Here is a 17491-nt window from a genome sequence, read left to right on the forward strand (position 1 = left end):
TCAAATCAATTCGATAATGAAAAAATCAATCAGTTTTATATTAACGCTTTTTACAAGTTTAACTTTCGCTCAAATGCAATCGTATAAATTCGAAAACGTTATTCAATATCGTATCAAAAGTGATTTCTATTCAGATTTTCTGGATATTTTATCAACCAAAGATTACAAAGCGCATTTAATGATTACGCGAACACCGATGGGAAATTTCGCTTCATTAAAAGTAAACGACAATATGTATTCTGTTTACAGCGAAGAAGAAAATCCGAAGGTTTTTAAAATAGATTTCGAAGGCACTAAAGATTTATTAGGAACTTCTTTTTTAGCGACTGATAATCCAAGTTTAACGAATTCCGCAATCGGAAATAGTTATGTTGCGAACAAAACTGGTCAAAAAGAAACAATTCTGAATAAACAATGTGAAGTGTATAACATTTTCAGAAAAGATAATGACAACGACAATGGTACAGAAATTTGCATCGATACAAATTCTAACATCAACACCGTTCCATTTATCAATTCTGAACTAAATTTGAAAGGCTTGATTTATCGAGTTGGACATAATATTGTGTTAGAAAATGTTGAAATCTTAGAAAATTGGATAAAAAAGAGCGCCGAAGAGGAAGAAGAAATTAATGTTTCGCCAAATGATTTTATTTATCAATTTGATGAAAAAACAGAAGTAGAAAAATACAAAAACGAATACAAAAAACAAAAACAATGATAGACTTAACATACACAGAAAAAAAAGATACACGTAGTGGATTCGGAGACGGATTGACAGAGTTAGGAAGAACAAATCCTAACGTTGTTGCATTGTGTGCTGACTTGATTGGTTCATTGAAAATGGATCAATTTATCAAAGAAAACCCAGAGCGTTTTTTCCAAATTGGTATTGCTGAAGCAAACATGATGGGAATTGCTGCAGGTTTGACAATTGGAGGTAAAATTCCTTTCACAGGAACTTTCGCTGAGTTTTCTACAGCTCGTGTATACGATCAAATTCGTCAATCTATCGCTTACTCTAACAAAAATGTAAAAATCGCTGCATCGCACGCTGGTTTAACATTAGGAGAAGATGGTGCAACTCACCAAACATTAGAAGATATTGGTTTGATGAAAATGTTACCAGGAATGGTGGTTATCAATCCTTGTGATTACAATCAAACTAAAGCGGCTACAATTGCAGTAGCTGAATATGAAGGTCCTGTTTACTTACGTTTCGGACGTCCTGCTGTTCCAGTTTTCACACCAGCTGACCAAAAATTTGAAATTGGTAAAGGTATCTTAATGAACGAAGGTTCTGATGTAACAATTGTTGCGACAGGTCACTTAGTTTGGGAATCTTTGGTTGCTGCTGCTGAGTTAGAAAAAGAAGGAATTTCTTGTGAGGTGATCAATATTCATACAATCAAACCATTGGATGAAGAAATTATCTTAAACTCTGTAAAGAAAACAGGAAAAATTGTAACAGCTGAAGAACATAATATTTTAGGTGGTTTAGGTGAATCTGTTGCAAGAGTTTTAGCTCAAAAATTACCAACAAAACAAGCTTTTGTTGCGGTTAATGATAAATTCGGTGAATCTGGAACACCTTCAGATTTAATGAAAAAATATGGAATCGATTCTACTGCTGTAATCGAGAAAGTAAAATCTTTACTTTAATTCCATCATAATATTAAAAAGGAGCTAAAAAATTTAGCTCCTTTTTTTATAGGTTAAATATAAAATAGGTTGGTTGAAAAAGCAAAACTGCTTTAATCCTATATATATTTTGCAAAATTAGTTTATATTACTAACTTAAAAAATACTCATTTAATGGTATTTTATTAACTTTTACTTGTAAGCATATGAAAAAAGCAAATCAAAAATCTATTACTGAATATGCAAGTATTGTAAAAAAACTATGGAGTGAAAATACAGATCGTAGAACCTTAAACGAAAAAAATGAGAGTTTTCAATCGATTAATGATTATTTACAAACTTTAAGAAGTCTTGCTCTTGGTGAATCTTTTATGTATTTCATCAATCCTAATTCTGCAACATTCGAATATGTTTCTCCTCAATGCGAAGATATTTTGGGTTATCTTCCTGACGAATATACAGCTGAATTATGTGTTCAAATGGTACATCCCGATGATTTGCAACATGTGATTGATATTCAGCAACGAATTGCAAATTTTAGTATGGAAATTGTCCCTGAAGAAAGAATGAATTATAAATTTACTTATGATTTTCGTGTGATAGATAAAAAAGGAGAAATTCATCAAATTCATTTGCAACATTTCTTTTACGAATTAAGTAAAAATTTTTTACCAAATCGAGTTTTTTGTTTAGCGACTGACATCACACAAATAAAGGTTGGAGGAAAGCCTATTATGCATATTTACAACATCAAAGATGGATTGAATAATCTTCTTAATTCAAAAACAAATTCATCTTTACAACTTACAAAAAAAGAAACGGAGATTATCGAATTTCTGATTAAAGGCTACACAAGTCAGGATATAGCAAACGCTATAGATTTAAGTAAACATACTATTGACACGCATCGAAGAAATATTTTGAAAAAGAACAACTGTTCTAATACTTCAGAATTATTTAGTCTTTACTTCAAAAAATAGAAAAAAGCAAGCCGATAAGCCGGGTTCTGTCACCTTAATAAATCAAGATGCTTTGTCATTTATCTAGTATTTTAGTTACCTAAAATATCAATCTGCCTACCCCCCAGCAACGAACGAGTAGCTCTTAACTGCTGGTATACATGGCATTGCTCCGCATAGAGTTTACCTGGTTTCACTACAGCCGAACTGTACATACTTTCTGTTGCACTTGTCCTCGCCTCTCGACGGACGGGCGTTACCCGCTATGCTTACTCTTTGGAGCCCGGACTTTCCTCTTCACATACATGAAGCGACAAAGTGGCTTGCTGAGCGCAAATGTACGGCAAAAGTTACCGAAATAAAAAAAGGCTTGAACAAAAATGTTCAAGCCTTTCTATTATAGAAACTTAGAAATTATTCTGATTTTTCTTCTTTCGTTTTTCCTTTTACAGAAATTTTAACGCCATCTTTTGCATCATTTAAGCCAAGGATTAATTCATCTCCTTCACTAATTACAGCATTGATGATTTCTTCTGCCATCGGATCTTCGATGTATTTCTGAATAGCACGTTTCAACGGACGAGCTCCATAATCTTTATCAAATCCTTTGTCTGCGATAAAATTCTTCGCTTCCTCAGTTAATTCAATATGATAATTTAAAGCTGTTAAACGCTCTATTAAACTTGCCAATTCAATATCGATGATTTTCATGATATCTTCTTTTGTCAATGAATTAAAGAAGATAATATCATCAATACGATTCAAAAATTCTGGAGCAAAAGCACGTTTTAAAGCTGTTTCAATTGTTGATTTTGCGCGTTCATCAGCAGAATCTTTCTTAGATGAAGTTCCAAATCCAACACCATCTCCAAACTCTTTCAATTGTCTTGTACCAATGTTAGACGTTAAAATGATAATCGTATTACGGAAATCAACTTTACGACCTAAACTATCAGTTACATGACCATCATCCAAAATTTGTAATAAAATATTGAATACATCAGGATGCGCTTTCTCAATCTCATCTAACAAAATTACCGCATATGGTTTACGACGAACTGCTTCTGTTAATTGTCCACCTTCTTCATAACCAACATAGCCTGGAGGTGCCCCAACTAAGCGAGAAACGGCAAATTTCTCCATATATTCTGACATATCGATACGAATTAATGCATCGTTAGAATCAAAGATTTCTTTCGCCAAAACTTTCGCTAATTGTGTTTTACCAACACCCGTAGTACCTAAGAAAATGAATGAACCAATTGGTTTATTTGGATCTTTCAATCCTGCACGATTACGCTGAATTGCTTTCACAACTTTCGTTACCGCTTCATCTTGACCAATTACTTTTCCTTTCATTAACTCATTCATCTGAGCCAATTTTTTCAATTCTTTTTCAGCTACACGATGTACAGGAACGCCAGACATCAACGAAACAACTTCCGCTACATTTTCTTCTGTAACTGTTTCACGATTCTCTTTCGATTCTTGTACCCATTTTGCTTGCTCACGTTTCAAATCACTTTCTATTTGTTTCTCTGAATCACGTAAACGAGCAGCTTCTTCGTATTTTTGAGATTTTACAACTTTCGTTTTCTCTTCGCGAACTTCTTCTAATTTTGCTTCAAGATCTAAAATTTCTTGAGGAACTTTTATATTCTTGATATGCACGCGAGAACCCGCTTCATCTAAAGCATCAATCGCTTTATCTGGCAAGAAACGATCTGTAATATAACGTGTTGTCAAATTTACACAAGCTTGCAACGCTTCATCTGTATAATTTACATTATGATGCGCTTCATACTTATCTTTGATATTATGTAAAATCTGTAATGTTTCTTCTGGAGTTGTTGGTTCAACCATCACATTTTGAAAACGACGAACTAATGCACCATCTTTTTCAATATATTGACGATATTCGTCCAACGTTGTTGCTCCAATACATTGTAATTCACCACGCGCCAAAGCAGGTTTGAACATGTTAGAAGCGTCTAAAGAACCCGTAGCTCCTCCTGCTCCAACAATTGTATGTAACTCATCAATGAAAAGAATAATATCATCATTTTTCTCTAATTCATTCATGATTGCTTTCATACGCTCTTCAAATTGTCCACGATATTTAGTTCCAGCAACTAATGATGCTAAATCTAATGTTACCACACGTTTGTTGAACAATACGCGCGAAACTTTACGTTGTACAATTCTTAACGCTAAACCTTCTGCAATTGCAGATTTACCAACACCTGGCTCTCCAATTAACAATGGATTGTTCTTTTTACGACGAGAAAGAATTTGCGAAACACGTTCTATTTCTTTTTCGCGTCCAACTACAGGATCTAATTTTCCTTCTTGCGCAATCGCTGTCAAATCTCGTCCGAAATTATCTAAAACTGGTGTTTTACTTTTCGAAGTAGGTTTACTTGTAGATGCACGCTCAAAATCGTTATCAGAATCACCTCCATCAAAAGATGGATTTTCTGCACGAGGAGATTGAATTTCCTCATCTTGAAATTGAAATTTGAATTCCTCCTTTACTGTATTGTAATCAATATCCAACTTATTCATCAATTTTGTAATCGGATCGTTTTCATTACGAAGAATACACAATAATAAGTGAATTGTATTTACAGTCGGACTTTTAAACAATTTTGCTTCTAAGAATGTTGTTTTCAACGCTCTTTCAGCTTGTTTTGTCAAACTCAAATTTTTTATATTATTACCTGGAGTTTCTTTTGCTGGGTTTAGGTTTTCTATTTTTTGACGCATTTCGTCTAAATCGACATTCAATGCTTCTAAGACAGAAATGGCTTTCCCTTCACCGTCGCGAATAATCCCCAACAGAAGGTGTTCCGTTCCTATTTGGTCGTGGCCTAATCTCAACGCTTCTTCCTTACTATAAGAAATAACGTCTTTTACTTGTTGTGAGAAATTATCGTTCATTTTATTATTTAAGCTGTCTTTAACAAATATAATTATTCTGATAGACTATAGCATAAATTATGCCTATGTCCGAAATGATTTGATGATTCCTTAAAATAACGAATTATTGTCTATTAATTTCAAAATAGCTGACAATATTTCATATCAATTCTTAAAGAATTCATAATAATTTGAGAGATAGATGTCGTTGCTAAAAAATCGTACAAATCACCTTTTTTCATTTTCAAATCATCGTGAAGTTCTAAAATTTCTTCGGATTTTAAATCATTATTTTGATTAAAAATTTCATCAATTTCATTTCTTCTTTCAGGACTGTACAATGTCGACGAACACCATGTCACAATTTTTTCTTGCGAAATATCTTTTACGCTCAGTTTATTTTCATTCCAAAACAAAAGGTAAGCATTTTTAGTTAGTCTTTCAAAAACAAAAATTGTAAAAGGTGCGATTCCTGACAAATTTTCCGAATTAATAAACTCATTTACAGAATTATATTTCAATAAATCTAATAAGATAATTCCTCTACTTTCTCTGTATTTTTCTTTGAAATGCATTGGTTTTTCGATTCCTCCATTCAAAATACACGCAACATATTGTTCCGAATAAAAAATCCAAGTTCCATTTGCGCGCTCATCTACAGGCGAAAAATAAGTTTTATCAAAACGCTTTTGCTCCACAATCTCTTTAGAAGAAGAACGATTTATTTCCTCATCTCGGTTGTGCGTCAACACAAATTCATCCTCATTTCTGTAAAAACTGATTATACACATCTCATTTTTCAATTTAGTTCAAATGTAAAAATTTATCTTTGCAAAGAATTATGAGTATTCAGAAAACTATAGCGCATTCCTTTGATGAAATGAAATCGATTCTTTTGCAATTTGACGATCTGTCTTTTCAAAAGGAATTAGAAATCATTTCTGGTGCTTCTGTTGGTCAACATTTTCGTCATATTATCGAGTTTTATTCGTGCTTTTTACAAGCGCAAAAAAACAATTGTATTTGTTATGATGATAGAGAGCGAAATCGTGCTTTAGAAAATTCGGTTGTTGAAAGTTTGAATACGCTGAATCATCTAAAATCACAAATAGAACGTTTAGATTTAGAAAAAACAATTCAGCTAAAACAGAATTATTACGGAGAGAATTTCACAATTAATACCACAAATTATCGCGAATTAATGTATTGTTTTGATCATAGCATTCATCATTTTGCGTTGATTAAAATTGCGATCGAAACTCATTTTTCAACGATTAAAATTCCACAAAATTTTGGAATTGCATCTTCTACAATTGCTTTTCAAAATCAAGAAAAATGAATCCGAAAATAACAAAATGGACACGATACGAATTTTGGCCATTCTGGTTATTTTATGCGCCATTGACACCTTGGTACATTTATAAAATCTTTCAAACAGGCGCTCCAGCTTACTTTTGCTCGGCAAATCCTACAATGAAATGGGGCGGATTTATTGATTATTCTAAAATTGATTTACTCCATCAAATTGATAAAAATTATAAGCCAAAAACCATTTTTTTTGATGAATTTACAACACAAGAAATTCCGTTTAATTTTCCCTTTATTGCAAAACCAAATCTTGGTGAACGTGGAATTGGTGTAGAATTAATCAGAAATGAAATTGATTGGAAAAATTATTTAGAGCAAAATAATCGAGATTTAATTTTACAAGAATATATTCAATCAAACTTTGAGTTTGGTGTTTTCTATGTTAGATTACCAAAAGAAAAAAATGGTAAAATACTGTCGATAACAGCAAAAGATTTTTTGACGTTTACGGGTGATGGAAAATCAACTTTGAAAGAATTAATCGAACAAAATTTAAGAGCTTTTTACCGAAAAGATTATTTGTTTAAACGTTTACAAAACGAACTAAATTCAGTTCTTCAAAAAGATGAAAAATTATTGGTTGAACCAATAGGAAATCATAGTCGAGGAACAACTTTTTTAGATGGATCTTCTCTAAAAACGTCTAAATTAGAAGAAACTATAGATCAAATCGCACAAAAAATTGATGGTTTTTATTATGGTCGTATCGATTTGAAAGCAAAAAGTTTAGAAGATTTTCAGAACGGAAATTTTGTCATACTTGAAATTAATGGTGCAAATTCTGAAGCAACTCATATTTATGATCCGAATTTTAATTTGATAAAAGCTTATAAGGAAGTGATTAAGCATTTGAATTACCAACATAAAATTGCTGTTCAAAATCATCAATTAGGCGTGAAATGGACAGATTGGAAATTGCTTGCGAGAGAATTAATAAAACGCTATTAAACTTAATTTGACCAAAATTGGCAGATTTTCTGGAAAGGAATAAAGATTGAATGATGTTTTCAAAACCAATTTTATGAGTTATCCTTTTCCGAAGAAAACTATTATAATTCCTCTGCTACTGCTTATACCAATGTGGATTATCTTTTTGTTCCAACAAAACGGATACAATTTAAACGGTTGTTACGGCGTTATTCCGAGAACTTTCGTAGGATTGAAAGGAATTCTGCTCTCACCTTTATTTCATTCGGGTTGGAAACACATTATCAGTAATACCTTTCCGTTAGCATTTCTTAGCTTTATCGCACTATTGATGTACGATAGATTAGCTTATTATGTTATTTTTTTTGGTTGGATTTTATCAGGAATTATTCTTTGGATGATTGGAAATCCTCCTTTTTTAGATGATAATGTAAGTTGCCATATCGGAGCAAGTTCTATCGTTTATTTATTGGCTTCGTTCATATTTTTCAGTGGAATTATTAGAAAAGAACGCGGTTTAATGGCAATTTCGTTAATCATTATTTTATTATACGGCGGAATGATTTGGGGAATGGTTCCTCAAGAAATTTTACCGCAGTTAAAAACAGATACAAGTAGCAATTCTATTTCTTGGGAAGGACATTTGAGTGGATTTATCTCGGGTGCATTTTTCGCTTATCTGTTCAGAAATATTGGTCCGCAAAAAGAAGTTCCGAAATGGGATCAAGAAAATTATTATGATCCGCAAGCCGAGCGTTTATGGGATATTTACCAAGAACAAGAACGTTTGAAAGCAGAATATCTTGAATCTTTGGATGAGAAAGATGATAAAAATATTGAACCAAATTATCAAACAAAAACCCCTGAAAATTAATTTTCAGGGGTTTTTATTTTTTCAAATTCTTCTTAGAAAGGCATTCCAGGAATGTTTGGTAAATTTTCTTGAGCTGTTTTTTTCGCTCTGTCAATTGCTTCTGTTTTTACTTGTTCCAACGCTTTGTTTAACGTCATCACTAACAAATCTTCAATTTCTTCTTTTTCCATTCCTTCAGCAAGTTCAATATCTTTTACTGTTGCCAATTTAGACATTGTAATTTTTACTTTTCCATCGTTAGAAGTCGTTGTAAATATTTCTCCATCTAATTCATTTTTCAAATCAGAAAATTTATCTTTAAATGAATTGATTTTTCCCATCATTCCCATGATGTCTCCAAAATTTCCAAACATTTGTCTTTATCTTTAATAATTAGTTATTCGTGTAGTTTTTTCCACAATAAATCTTTCAATTCTGTGATTCCTTTTCCAGAAACAGACGAAATAAATATCGTATCAATATCAGTTGGTAATTGTGCTTTAATCTCAGCTTCCAATTCATCATCTAACATATCTGACTTAGAAATAGCTAAAATTCGTTCTTTATCTAACAATTCAGGATTGAATTTTTTCAATTCATTCAACAGAATTTCATATTCTTTTTTATAATCTTCTGTATCGGCAGGAATTAAAAATAATAAGTTAGAATTACGCTCAATATGACGCAAGAAACGATGTCCAAGACCTTTTCCTTCTGCCGCACCTTCGATAATTCCAGGAATATCTGCCATAATAAATGACTGATGATTACGGTATTCTACAATTCCCAAGTTAGGTGTTAACGTTGTAAATGCGTAATCTGCAATTTTTGGTTTAGCAGCCGAAACAGCTGATAATAAAGTAGATTTTCCTGCATTTGGAAAACCAACTAAACCAACATCTGCCAAAATTTTCAACTCCAATGTAACTTGACGCTCGTCACCATCCAAACCTGGTTGGGCATAACGAGGCGTTTGACGCGTTGCAGAACGGAAATGCCAGTTTCCTAAACCTCCTTTTCCTCCTTGCGCAATAATTAATTCTTGCCCATTTTCTGTTACTTCGCCAATAATATTTCCTTCGTCATCTTTGGCAATTGTTCCGATCGGAACTTCCAAAATAATATCTTCACCGTCAGCACCAGTAGAACGAGATTTACCTCCACGTCCACCGTTTTGCGCACGGAAATGTCTTTTGAATCGAAATTCTAACAAGGTCCAAAGATTTGAGTTTCCAAGAAGCGTGATATTTCCTCCACGTCCACCATCTCCACCATCTGGTCCACCTTTGTCAATATATTTTTCGCGATGCAAACTTGCTGAACCCGCACCTCCATGTCCGGCTCTACAATTTATTTTTACGTAGTCAACAAAATTTGATTGCATAATTTTTCTCTTTTAATTAGTCTGCAAAAGTACAATTTCTAATTTGTTTATTAAAATCTTGTATTATCTATTTTGAATGAATAATTTATAATGACTCAGATTTTTATTTATATTTATTCAATTAATTAACACACTATCATGAATACTAAAAAAATTTGTCCGAATATACTGATGACTAACTTCTGAAAAAGCAAAAACAAACCAAAACAATGGTAATTACTTTTGGATGTTTGATGTTTTTGATTTCTATCTTCTTGGTATATTCAGCAATAAAATCAAAAAATTATGCATTAATTGCCGTTGCTTGCAGAACTTCAACTACTTTGATGCCTTTGGTCATAAGGCTTTCTATGATTAACAAAGAAATAAAATCGCGCCAAAAATAGATTCAATAGTATGAATAACGAACATTTACAACGATTACTTCCTTTTGGTTATATTTATTTAGTCTTCATGGGAATTATTAAAGAATCTATTTTTTATTATCAATTGGATATTAATATTCTGAAATTTTCGAGCATTATGGATATCTTAATTAGTCCAATAGCCGAAATCACCGCACATCCTTTCTTACTAATCTTTTTTATTCTTCTTATTTTTCTACTTTATAGTTTTAAACAGTATTCATTGAAACATCCAGAGAAAAAATTCATTAAGAAATATTACAAGATTAAAGAAACTGATAACCTCACGAATGAAGAATTCACTAAGAAAATTAATCAAAATTTAATTGGATTCTTTTTTGTTATGCTGATTTGTTTCTTTTTAGGATTTGGAGTTGGTGGTGGTAATTTTTTATCAAAACGAATAAAAAATGGAGATTTAAAATTCGAAAAATATGGACAGACCTTAACTTTCAATTCTGGTGAGAAAAAAGAAATTTATTTAGTCAATACGAATAGTCTTTATTATTTTTATGTTGTGAAAGGTCAAAAAACTGTTGAAATTTCTCCAATTAGCACAATACAATCAATCACGAAAAATAAGTAATCAAAACATATTTTTATAATGAATAGGATTGATTAATTTTGCAGCATGTACAAACAATTCAAAAACATTTTATTTCAATTACAACCCGAAGAAGCACATCATTTCGTTACACGAAATCTAAAAAATTATGCTGCATTTCCTGGAGTTGGAAAATTATTAGATAAATTTTATCAATACAATCAACCAAGTTTAGAACGAGAAGTTTTTGGAATTAAATTCAAAAATCCAATTGGTTTGGCTGCAGGTTTTGATAAAAATGCTGAATATATTGAAGAATTGAACCACTTCGGATTTGGCTTTATCGAAATTGGAACCGTTACACCAAAACCTCAACCGGGAAATGATGCACCACGTATGTTTCGTTTGATGGAAGATGAGGCGATTATTAACCGAATGGGATTTAATAACAAAGGTGTTGATTTTGTTGTTTCGAAAATTAGAGAATTAAAAAATCGTGAAAACTATATCATTGGCGGAAATATTGGTAAAAACAAATTGACACCAAATGAAGATGCTGTTGACGATTACATCAAATGTTTCAATGCATTGTTTGATTATGTTGATTATTTTGTAGTCAATGTAAGTTCTCCAAACACACCTGGATTACGCGATTTACAAGAAAAAGAACCTTTATTGTACATTCTTAATTATTTGCAACAATACAATAATCAAAACGAAAAACCGAAACCAATTTTACTTAAAATCGCACCAGATTTAACAGATTCTCAATTGGACGATATTATAGATATTGTATTAGAATCTAAAATTGCTGGAGTGATTGCTACAAATACAACCATTTCAAGAGAAGGATTAAAATCTGATCCAGAAATTGTAAAAGAAACTGGTGGAGTTTCGGGAAAACCACTTAAAAATCGTTCAACAGAAGTGATTCGTTATCTTTCTGAAAAATCGAACAAAGCATTTCCTATCATTGGAGTTGGCGGAATTCATACAGCCGAAGATGCTAAAGAAAAACTGGAAGCTGGTGCAAGTTTGTTACAAGTTTATACAGGTTTTATTTATGAAGGTCCTGCTGTTGTAAAAAACATTTGTAAAGGCTTGGTTGAAGGAAAATAGAAAACTTATGACTCCAAATTATATAGATTTAGGATTATCATCTCCTATGAGTGTTGAATTGAGAAAATTAGTCGAAGAACAATTAATTGTTGACTTAAAATACTATGATGTAAAATCTGATAATTTAAAATTTGATTGGTCAAATAGTTGTATTGAAGGTCATCTAAGTAACCATCTTAATAGCTCTTTAGAAAATTACTCAGAAATTTATGTATATGATAATTCTAACAATTTAATTGCAGAAGGTTGGATGGATTATATAAATAGTTCTGAATATTTAGATAAATCTACTTTTTTTATAACGTACTGGGATAATGTAATAATTTGGAACAATAAAGAGAAACTATTTGAAAAATTAGAATTTGGTATTCCTAATCATATTTGGGAGAAAATTCCTGAAAATCTAAAAAAATTCTTGAAAAATGATAAACTGAAAAAAATTCAGCTTGACAATAATAAAAAAGGATTCTCAAAATGAGAATCCTTTTTATTTTATAATGTAAAAGTCGTTTTATAAAACTTCTTTAATTGCTGCGTTCAATTTTTCGGTAATATCTTCAATAGAACCTACTCCATCAATCTCAACCCATTTTCCTTGCGCTTTGTAGTGCTCTGCTACAATTGCAGTTTTCTCGTAATATTCTGTAATACGATCGCGGATAATTTTTTCGTCCACATCATCAGCACGACCAGAAGTTTTTCCGCGTTCTAATAAACGTTGAACCAAAATTTCGTCATCCACAACTAATGCTAATGTAATCGAAACTTCGCTTTCGTATTTATCTGCTAAGATTTTATCTAAAGCTTCTGCTTGAGATGTTGTACGTGGATATCCATCAAAAATGTATCCTTGCGCATTTGGATTGTTATCTAAATGATCAACCAACATATTTGTTGTTACCTCATCTGGAACTAATTGTCCCTTGTCCATGTAAGATTTCACAAGAGCGCCTAATTCTGTTTCATTTTTAAGGTTGAAACGAAATAAGTCTCCAGTAGAAATTTGAGGAGTTTGGTACTTTTCTTCTAAAAATTTAGCTTGTGTTCCTTTACCACTGCCAGGAGGTCCGAACAATACAATGTTTAGCATTTTGTTTTAATGTTTTATTTGATAAATATCTGGTAAATTTCTTCCTAATCCGTCAAAATCTAATCCATAACCTACTACAAATTTATCAGGAATAGAAATTCCTACTAAATCTACCTTTAAATCTTTTTTGTAAGCATCTGGCTTAAATAATAAAGTTGCTACTTTTAATGATTTTACCTTTTTCTCTTTCAAGATTCGGTGCAACTCTACTAACGTATTACCTGTATCTACAATATCTTCTAAAATAATTACGTGACGTCCTTCAACATTCATCGGAATATCCATCTCAATAGTAATTTTCCCTGTTGATTCTGTTCCTTCGTAAGATTTTAATTTCAAGAATGAAATCTCACATTCTCCTTGATATTGTTTTAAGAAATCGCTGAAGAACATTACAACTCCGTTTAATACACCAACAAAAATCGGTCTTTCGTCTTTGTATTCTTCGTAAACTTCGTTTGCCATATTTTTGATGGCGTGTTCTATTTCTTCAAAAGCGATGTACGGAATAAATTTTTTACCGTGAATTTCTATTTCTTTCATTGTTTGAGATATTCAAATATATACTTTTTTTGATAAAGTTTAAAACATTTATCTATTTTATTAGATTGTCATTGAGAAAATGCGTGTTTCTGGCTCGTTATCTATCATTCTCTTATCGAATGTCATACACACATTTCGAACGTATGGACGTCCTTCTTCTTTTACGATCAAACCATTTTCTACAAATTCAATCAAATTATCGTCAACCATATCTTGTAACATAGTTTTGATACGATCTACATCATCAAATTTCATGTTATCATCAGCCCAAGAAGTTTCTAAATTACACATTAAATTTAGAATATGACGACGCATAATCAAATCTTCTTCTGATAATATATGTCCTTTGAAAACGGATAATTCTCCGTTATTGATTGATTTTTCGTACTCTTCTACTGTCTTCTCGTTTTGTGCAAAACTATACCAAGAATCACTGATAGAAGAAACTCCTAAACCAACCATTAATTGTGTTTTCGAAGAAGAATATCCCATAAAATTACGATGTAATGTATGGTTTTTCATCGATTGATACATCGAGTCTTGTTCTAAGGCAAAATGATCCATTCCAACTTCGAAATAGTTCATTTCCTCGAACATTTTCTTTCCTTCTTCATATAATGCACGTTTCAATTCTGGTGAAGGCAAATCATCGTCCTGAAAACCACGTTGTCCAACACCTTTTATCCACGGCACATGCGCATAACTGTAAAACGAAATACGATCTGGATTTAATTCTTTTGTCAAATTAATAGTTTCCATCATTCCTTCCATTGTTTGATGTGGAAGACCAAAAATCAAATCGTGAGAAATCGATGTAAAACCAATTTCGCGCGCTTCTTCGGTTGCTCTTTTCACATTCTCGAAAGGTTGAACACGATTGATCGCTTCCTGAACTTTCAGATCATAATCTTGTACACCATACGAAATACGTCTAAAACCTAAATCGTATAAAGCCTGTAAATGTTCTCTTGTTGTGTTATTTGGATGACCTTCTAAACTAAATTCGTGTCCTTCAGCTACATCCGCATATTCAAAAATACCATCAATTAATTTCTTCAAATTTTCTGGAGAAAAAAACGTTGGTGTTCCTCCTCCTAAATGAATTTCTTTAATTTTTGGTCGAGATGAAAATAAATCCACATATAATCTCCATTCTTTCAAAACTGTATCAATATACGGAACTTCTACCGAATGTTGTTTCGTAATACGTTTGTTACATGCACAAAACGTACACAACGACTCGCAATAAGGTAAATGAATATAAATTGATATTCCTTCTTCTACATTACTTTCATCGAAAGATCGTTGAAAAGTTTCAATCCAACCTTGTTTAGTAAAATCATCATTGTCCCAAAACGGAACAGTTGGATAACTTGTGTAACGAGGTCCTGGAATATTATATTTCTGAATTAAATTATCCATTATCTAAAAAAATTAAAAATACTTAATCAACTTGACTAAGTATTATTTAATAAATTTTCTTTAAAAATTATTTTTATAGAATTGCCTGACGAACTCTAACTAATTTAGTTAATAAGTCTTCTAACAAATCTAATTGTAACATGTTTGCACCGTCACTTTTTGCATTTTTAGGATCTGGATGCGTTTCGATAAAAATACCATCAGCACCAACAGCAATTCCAGCTTTAGCAATCGTTTCGATTAATTCTGGCTTTCCTCCTGTTACACCTGAAGCCTGATTTGGTTGTTGTAAAGAATGTGTGATATCTAAAATAACTGGTGCATAATTTTGCATCACAGGAATTCCACGATAATCTACCACTAAATCTCCGTAACCTAACATTGTTCCACGCTCGATAATTGCAACATTACTATTACCAGAATCTGTTACTTTTTCTACAGGAAATTTCATTGCTTCTGGCGAAAGAAATTGACCTTTTTTCAATGTAACATGTTTCCCTGTTTGTGCAGCTGCAACCACTAAATCGGTTTGACGAACCAAGAAAGCAGGAATTTGTAACACATCTACATAAGCCGCCGCCATTTCTGCATGAAAAGGTTCATGGATATCTGTAGTTGTTGGAACATCAAAAGTTTCTCCAACTTTTTGAATAATTTTCAATGCTTTTTCATCTCCAATTCCTGTAAAACTATCAATACGAGAACGATTTGCTTTTTTGAAAGATCCTTTAAAAACATAAGGAATCTCTAATTTATCAGTAATTGTTACTACTTTTTCAGCAATTCTCAAAGCCATATCTTCACTTTCGATGGCACATGGACCAGCAAGTAAAAAGAAGTTTGGCGAATCTTTGTGTTTTATCTTTGATAAAGTTTCTATCATTGTGCAAATTTACACAAAGTTATCGACTTATTTTTCATAATTTTGCCTATACTTTATCATTCTTATTTATCGTTTTATGGATTTTTTATCTAACATTGGTATAGCTGATATTTTTGGCTATCTTGCTTCAATCTTTATTGTATTAGCATTCTTTTTTTCGAAGATTACAATTATCCGCATTATCAATGCAATTGGTTGTGTATGTTTTGTAATTTATGCTGCTATGATCGAGGCTTGGCCAGTCCTTATTCCAAATGCGATTTTATTTTTAGTTCAGGCGTATTATATCATCTTCAAACCTGGAAAATAATCTTCAAAAACCATAAAATTGAAAATCCTATCTGCTGTACTAAATAATATTGAAACGGATCAAAGATTAGATAAAGTTTGCCATTCTTTATTAAAATTTGGGTACGATGTAGAATTGATTGGCGCGACTATAAACGGAAGACCAGAATTGAATAAACCGTACAAAACATTTTTGATGGAACAAAAGAATCAATCAACAATGAAAAAGTATGCAGAATTTAATTACAAATTGTTTTTCACTTTACTTAAAAAAGCTGATAAACAAACTATTTTATTAGCCAATGATTTGGATAGTTTACTTCCTTTTTATTTGGTTAGTAAAATCAAAAAAATTCCTTTAGTTTTTGATAGTCATGAAATTTATTCAGAATTACCATCATTACACAATCGTCCTAAAACAAAAAAAGTTTGGAAAACTTTAGAACGTTCTCTTGTTCCAAAAATCAAGTATTTTTATACAGTAAGTGATGGATATGCCAATTGGTTTCGCAAGGAATATGGTGCTAATCCGGCTGTGATTAGAAATGTTCCCAACCGAACAAAACTTAACGATAAACAAGATTTAATTTTCTTTCGCTTACCCGAAAATCCAACAAACGATAAAATATTATTGTATCAAGGCGCAATTAACATGAGTCGAGGAATTGACAAAATGATTGAAGCGTTTAAACACATTGATAATTGTCAATTTTGGATTGCTGGCGAAGGACCTAAAAAAACTGAATACGAACAATTGGTAAAAGATTTTAACTTGACTAATCGCATTCATTTTTTAGGAAATATTCCCCCAAAAACTTTAAAAACTATAACACCTTTAGCTGATGTAGGAATGAGTATGGAAGAAGATTTAGGATTAAGCTATCGCTACGCTCTACCGAATAAATTATTTGACTTTATTCAAGCTAGAGTACCAATTTTAGCAACAAATTTACCTGAAATCAAAAAAATGGTCGAAGAATATAAAGTTGGAAAAGTGATTGACAATCACGAACCAAAACATTTGGCTGAAAAACTACAAGAAATCTTAAACGAAGGAAAAAGAAGTTACCAAGAAAACCTTGCAAATGCTGCAAACGAACTTTGTTGGGAAAATGAAGAATTGAAATTGAAGGAGATTTTTGAAAAA

19 protein-coding genes and 1 other RNA gene are annotated in these 17491 nt (G+C 31.9%); 11 read left to right on the forward strand and 9 right to left on the reverse strand.

Annotated elements, in window-relative coordinates:
* Window positions 1-16: 16 nt before the first annotated feature.
* The 3 genes from N5E64_RS08050 (at window position 17) to N5E64_RS08060 (ending at window position 2621) form a co-directional block, all read left to right on the forward strand.
* On the forward strand, window positions 17-721 hold the full coding sequence (locus N5E64_RS08050; RefSeq protein ID WP_280036939.1) for a hypothetical protein: 705 nt from the start codon (window positions 17-19) through the stop codon (window positions 719-721).
* Window positions 721-1662 carry a transketolase family protein gene (locus tag N5E64_RS08055; protein WP_185144213.1) on the forward strand — a complete coding sequence of 314 codons (942 nt, stop codon included), beginning with the start codon at window positions 721-723 and terminating at the stop codon, window positions 1660-1662. Before N5E64_RS08050 ends, N5E64_RS08055 begins: the two co-directional genes overlap by 1 nt.
* A 185-nt stretch (window positions 1663-1847) precedes the next feature.
* Entirely contained in the window at window positions 1848-2621 is a 774-nt protein-coding gene (locus N5E64_RS08060; protein ID WP_219033690.1) for a LuxR C-terminal-related transcriptional regulator, read from the forward strand.
* On the opposite strand, the gene rnpB is transcribed toward N5E64_RS08060, so the two are convergent.
* The 3 genes from rnpB to N5E64_RS08075 all read right to left on the reverse strand — a co-directional run bounded on the left by rnpB (window position 2621) and on the right by N5E64_RS08075 (window position 6310).
* Window positions 2621-2930: RNase P RNA component class A (gene rnpB / locus N5E64_RS08065), an RNA gene on the reverse strand. The two genes, N5E64_RS08060 and rnpB, sit on opposite strands and share 1 nt — an antisense overlap.
* A gap of 84 nt (window positions 2931-3014) precedes the next feature.
* Entirely contained in the window at window positions 3015-5540 is a 2526-nt protein-coding gene (locus N5E64_RS08070; protein WP_115001617.1) for an ATP-dependent Clp protease ATP-binding subunit, read from the reverse strand.
* 119 nt (window positions 5541-5659) lie between these two features.
* Window positions 5660-6310 carry an NRDE family protein gene (locus N5E64_RS08075; RefSeq protein ID WP_115001619.1) on the reverse strand — a complete coding sequence of 217 codons (651 nt, stop codon included), beginning with the start codon at window positions 6308-6310 and terminating at the stop codon, window positions 5660-5662.
* A gap of 50 nt (window positions 6311-6360) precedes the next feature.
* Between N5E64_RS08075 and N5E64_RS08080 the strand changes: the two genes are divergently transcribed.
* The 3 genes from N5E64_RS08080 (at window position 6361) to N5E64_RS08090 (ending at window position 8688) form a co-directional block, all read left to right on the forward strand.
* Window positions 6361-6858, forward strand: coding sequence for a hypothetical protein (locus N5E64_RS08080; protein ID WP_125350525.1), 498 nt, complete (start codon window positions 6361-6363; stop codon window positions 6856-6858).
* Window positions 6855-7835 carry a D-alanine--D-alanine ligase gene (locus N5E64_RS08085; RefSeq protein WP_280036944.1) on the forward strand — a complete coding sequence of 327 codons (981 nt, stop codon included), beginning with the start codon at window positions 6855-6857 and terminating at the stop codon, window positions 7833-7835. The genes N5E64_RS08080 and N5E64_RS08085 overlap by 4 nt, the downstream gene beginning before the upstream one ends.
* Window positions 7836-7908: 73 nt before the next feature.
* Complete coding sequence (locus N5E64_RS08090) at window positions 7909-8688, forward strand: rhomboid family intramembrane serine protease (RefSeq protein WP_260392035.1); 780 nt, start codon at window positions 7909-7911, stop codon at window positions 8686-8688.
* Window positions 8689-8720: 32 nt separating this feature from the next.
* On the opposite strand, the gene N5E64_RS08095 is transcribed toward N5E64_RS08090, so the two are convergent.
* Together N5E64_RS08095 and obgE are read right to left on the reverse strand one after the other, a co-directional pair.
* Entirely contained in the window at window positions 8721-9041 is a 321-nt protein-coding gene (locus N5E64_RS08095) for a YbaB/EbfC family nucleoid-associated protein (RefSeq protein ID WP_038333099.1), read from the reverse strand.
* Between the two features lie 23 nt (window positions 9042-9064).
* Window positions 9065-10051 carry a GTPase ObgE gene (obgE, locus tag N5E64_RS08100; protein WP_115001628.1) on the reverse strand — a complete coding sequence of 329 codons (987 nt, stop codon included), beginning with the start codon at window positions 10049-10051 and terminating at the stop codon, window positions 9065-9067.
* Between the two features lie 396 nt (window positions 10052-10447).
* Between obgE and N5E64_RS08105 the strand changes: the two genes are divergently transcribed.
* Genes N5E64_RS08105 through N5E64_RS08115 form a run of 3 tightly spaced genes read left to right on the forward strand, consistent with a single transcriptional unit; the run spans window position 10448 to window position 12596 of the window.
* The gene (locus N5E64_RS08105; protein ID WP_147280019.1) at window positions 10448-11041 is read left to right on the forward strand and encodes a hypothetical protein; all 594 of its coding nucleotides are present in this window, start codon (window positions 10448-10450) and stop codon (window positions 11039-11041) included.
* Between the two features lie 45 nt (window positions 11042-11086).
* Window positions 11087-12118: a quinone-dependent dihydroorotate dehydrogenase gene (locus N5E64_RS08110; RefSeq protein WP_219033696.1), complete on the forward strand. Its 1032-nt coding sequence runs from the start codon at window positions 11087-11089 to the stop codon at window positions 12116-12118.
* A 7-nt stretch (window positions 12119-12125) separates the two neighbouring features.
* Window positions 12126-12596 carry a hypothetical protein gene (locus N5E64_RS08115; protein WP_280036948.1) on the forward strand — a complete coding sequence of 157 codons (471 nt, stop codon included), beginning with the start codon at window positions 12126-12128 and terminating at the stop codon, window positions 12594-12596.
* A 33-nt stretch (window positions 12597-12629) separates the two neighbouring features.
* Here the strand turns inward: N5E64_RS08115 and N5E64_RS08120 are convergent, their stop codons facing one another.
* The 4 genes from N5E64_RS08120 to kdsA form a co-directional block, all read right to left on the reverse strand.
* A complete protein-coding gene (locus N5E64_RS08120; RefSeq protein WP_125350758.1) occupies window positions 12630-13208 on the reverse strand; it encodes an adenylate kinase in 579 nt (192 codons plus the stop codon).
* A 6-nt stretch (window positions 13209-13214) separates the two neighbouring features.
* A complete protein-coding gene (hpt, locus tag N5E64_RS08125) occupies window positions 13215-13751 on the reverse strand; it encodes a hypoxanthine phosphoribosyltransferase (RefSeq protein WP_038333090.1) in 537 nt (178 codons plus the stop codon).
* A gap of 60 nt (window positions 13752-13811) precedes the next feature.
* The gene (hemN, locus tag N5E64_RS08130; protein WP_115001634.1) at window positions 13812-15173 is read right to left on the reverse strand and encodes an oxygen-independent coproporphyrinogen III oxidase; all 1362 of its coding nucleotides are present in this window, start codon (window positions 15171-15173) and stop codon (window positions 13812-13814) included.
* A 73-nt stretch (window positions 15174-15246) separates the two neighbouring features.
* On the reverse strand, window positions 15247-16056 hold the full coding sequence (gene kdsA, locus N5E64_RS08135; protein WP_038333085.1) for a 3-deoxy-8-phosphooctulonate synthase: 810 nt from the start codon (window positions 16054-16056) through the stop codon (window positions 15247-15249).
* Window positions 16057-16132: 76 nt separating this feature from the next.
* Between kdsA and N5E64_RS08140 the strand changes: the two genes are divergently transcribed.
* Window positions 16133-16366 carry a uroporphyrinogen decarboxylase gene (locus N5E64_RS08140; protein WP_280036951.1) on the forward strand — a complete coding sequence of 78 codons (234 nt, stop codon included), beginning with the start codon at window positions 16133-16135 and terminating at the stop codon, window positions 16364-16366.
* A gap of 18 nt (window positions 16367-16384) precedes the next feature.
* The coding region (locus N5E64_RS08145) for a glycosyltransferase (RefSeq protein WP_280036954.1) at window positions 16385-17491 on the forward strand (1107 nt) is incomplete at its 3' end.

Source organism: Empedobacter sp. GD03739 (assembly GCF_029843245.1).
Taxonomy (GTDB): domain Bacteria; phylum Bacteroidota; class Bacteroidia; order Flavobacteriales; family Weeksellaceae; genus Empedobacter; species Empedobacter falsenii_B.

Bases quoted from the DNA above. Each gene is read 5' to 3' on its own strand.
- N5E64_RS08050 (WP_280036939.1), top strand. From the start codon at position 17: ATGAAAAAATCAATCAGTTTTATATTAACGCTTTTTACAAGTTTAACT.
- N5E64_RS08060 (WP_219033690.1), top strand. From the start codon at position 1,848: ATGAAAAAAGCAAATCAAAAATCTATTACTGAATATGCAAGTATTGTA.
- N5E64_RS08070 (WP_115001617.1), bottom strand. From the start codon at position 5,540: ATGAACGATAATTTCTCACAACAAGTAAAAGACGTTATTTCTTATAGT.
- N5E64_RS08075 (WP_115001619.1), bottom strand. From the start codon at position 6,310: ATGTGTATAATCAGTTTTTACAGAAATGAGGATGAATTTGTGTTGACG.
- N5E64_RS08080 (WP_125350525.1), top strand. From the start codon at position 6,361: ATGAGTATTCAGAAAACTATAGCGCATTCCTTTGATGAAATGAAATCG.
- N5E64_RS08085 (WP_280036944.1), top strand. From the start codon at position 6,855: ATGAATCCGAAAATAACAAAATGGACACGATACGAATTTTGGCCATTC.
- N5E64_RS08090 (WP_260392035.1), top strand. From the start codon at position 7,909: ATGAGTTATCCTTTTCCGAAGAAAACTATTATAATTCCTCTGCTACTG.
- N5E64_RS08095 (WP_038333099.1), bottom strand. From the start codon at position 9,041: ATGTTTGGAAATTTTGGAGACATCATGGGAATGATGGGAAAAATCAAT.
- obgE (WP_115001628.1), bottom strand. From the start codon at position 10,051: ATGCAATCAAATTTTGTTGACTACGTAAAAATAAATTGTAGAGCCGGA.
- N5E64_RS08105 (WP_147280019.1), top strand. From the start codon at position 10,448: ATGAATAACGAACATTTACAACGATTACTTCCTTTTGGTTATATTTAT.
- N5E64_RS08110 (WP_219033696.1), top strand. From the start codon at position 11,087: ATGTACAAACAATTCAAAAACATTTTATTTCAATTACAACCCGAAGAA.
- N5E64_RS08115 (WP_280036948.1), top strand. From the start codon at position 12,126: ATGACTCCAAATTATATAGATTTAGGATTATCATCTCCTATGAGTGTT.
- N5E64_RS08120 (WP_125350758.1), bottom strand. From the start codon at position 13,208: ATGCTAAACATTGTATTGTTCGGACCTCCTGGCAGTGGTAAAGGAACA.
- hpt (WP_038333090.1), bottom strand. From the start codon at position 13,751: ATGAAAGAAATAGAAATTCACGGTAAAAAATTTATTCCGTACATCGCT.
- hemN (WP_115001634.1), bottom strand. From the start codon at position 15,173: ATGGATAATTTAATTCAGAAATATAATATTCCAGGACCTCGTTACACA.
- kdsA (WP_038333085.1), bottom strand. From the start codon at position 16,056: ATGATAGAAACTTTATCAAAGATAAAACACAAAGATTCGCCAAACTTC.
- N5E64_RS08140 (WP_280036951.1), top strand. From the start codon at position 16,133: ATGGATTTTTTATCTAACATTGGTATAGCTGATATTTTTGGCTATCTT.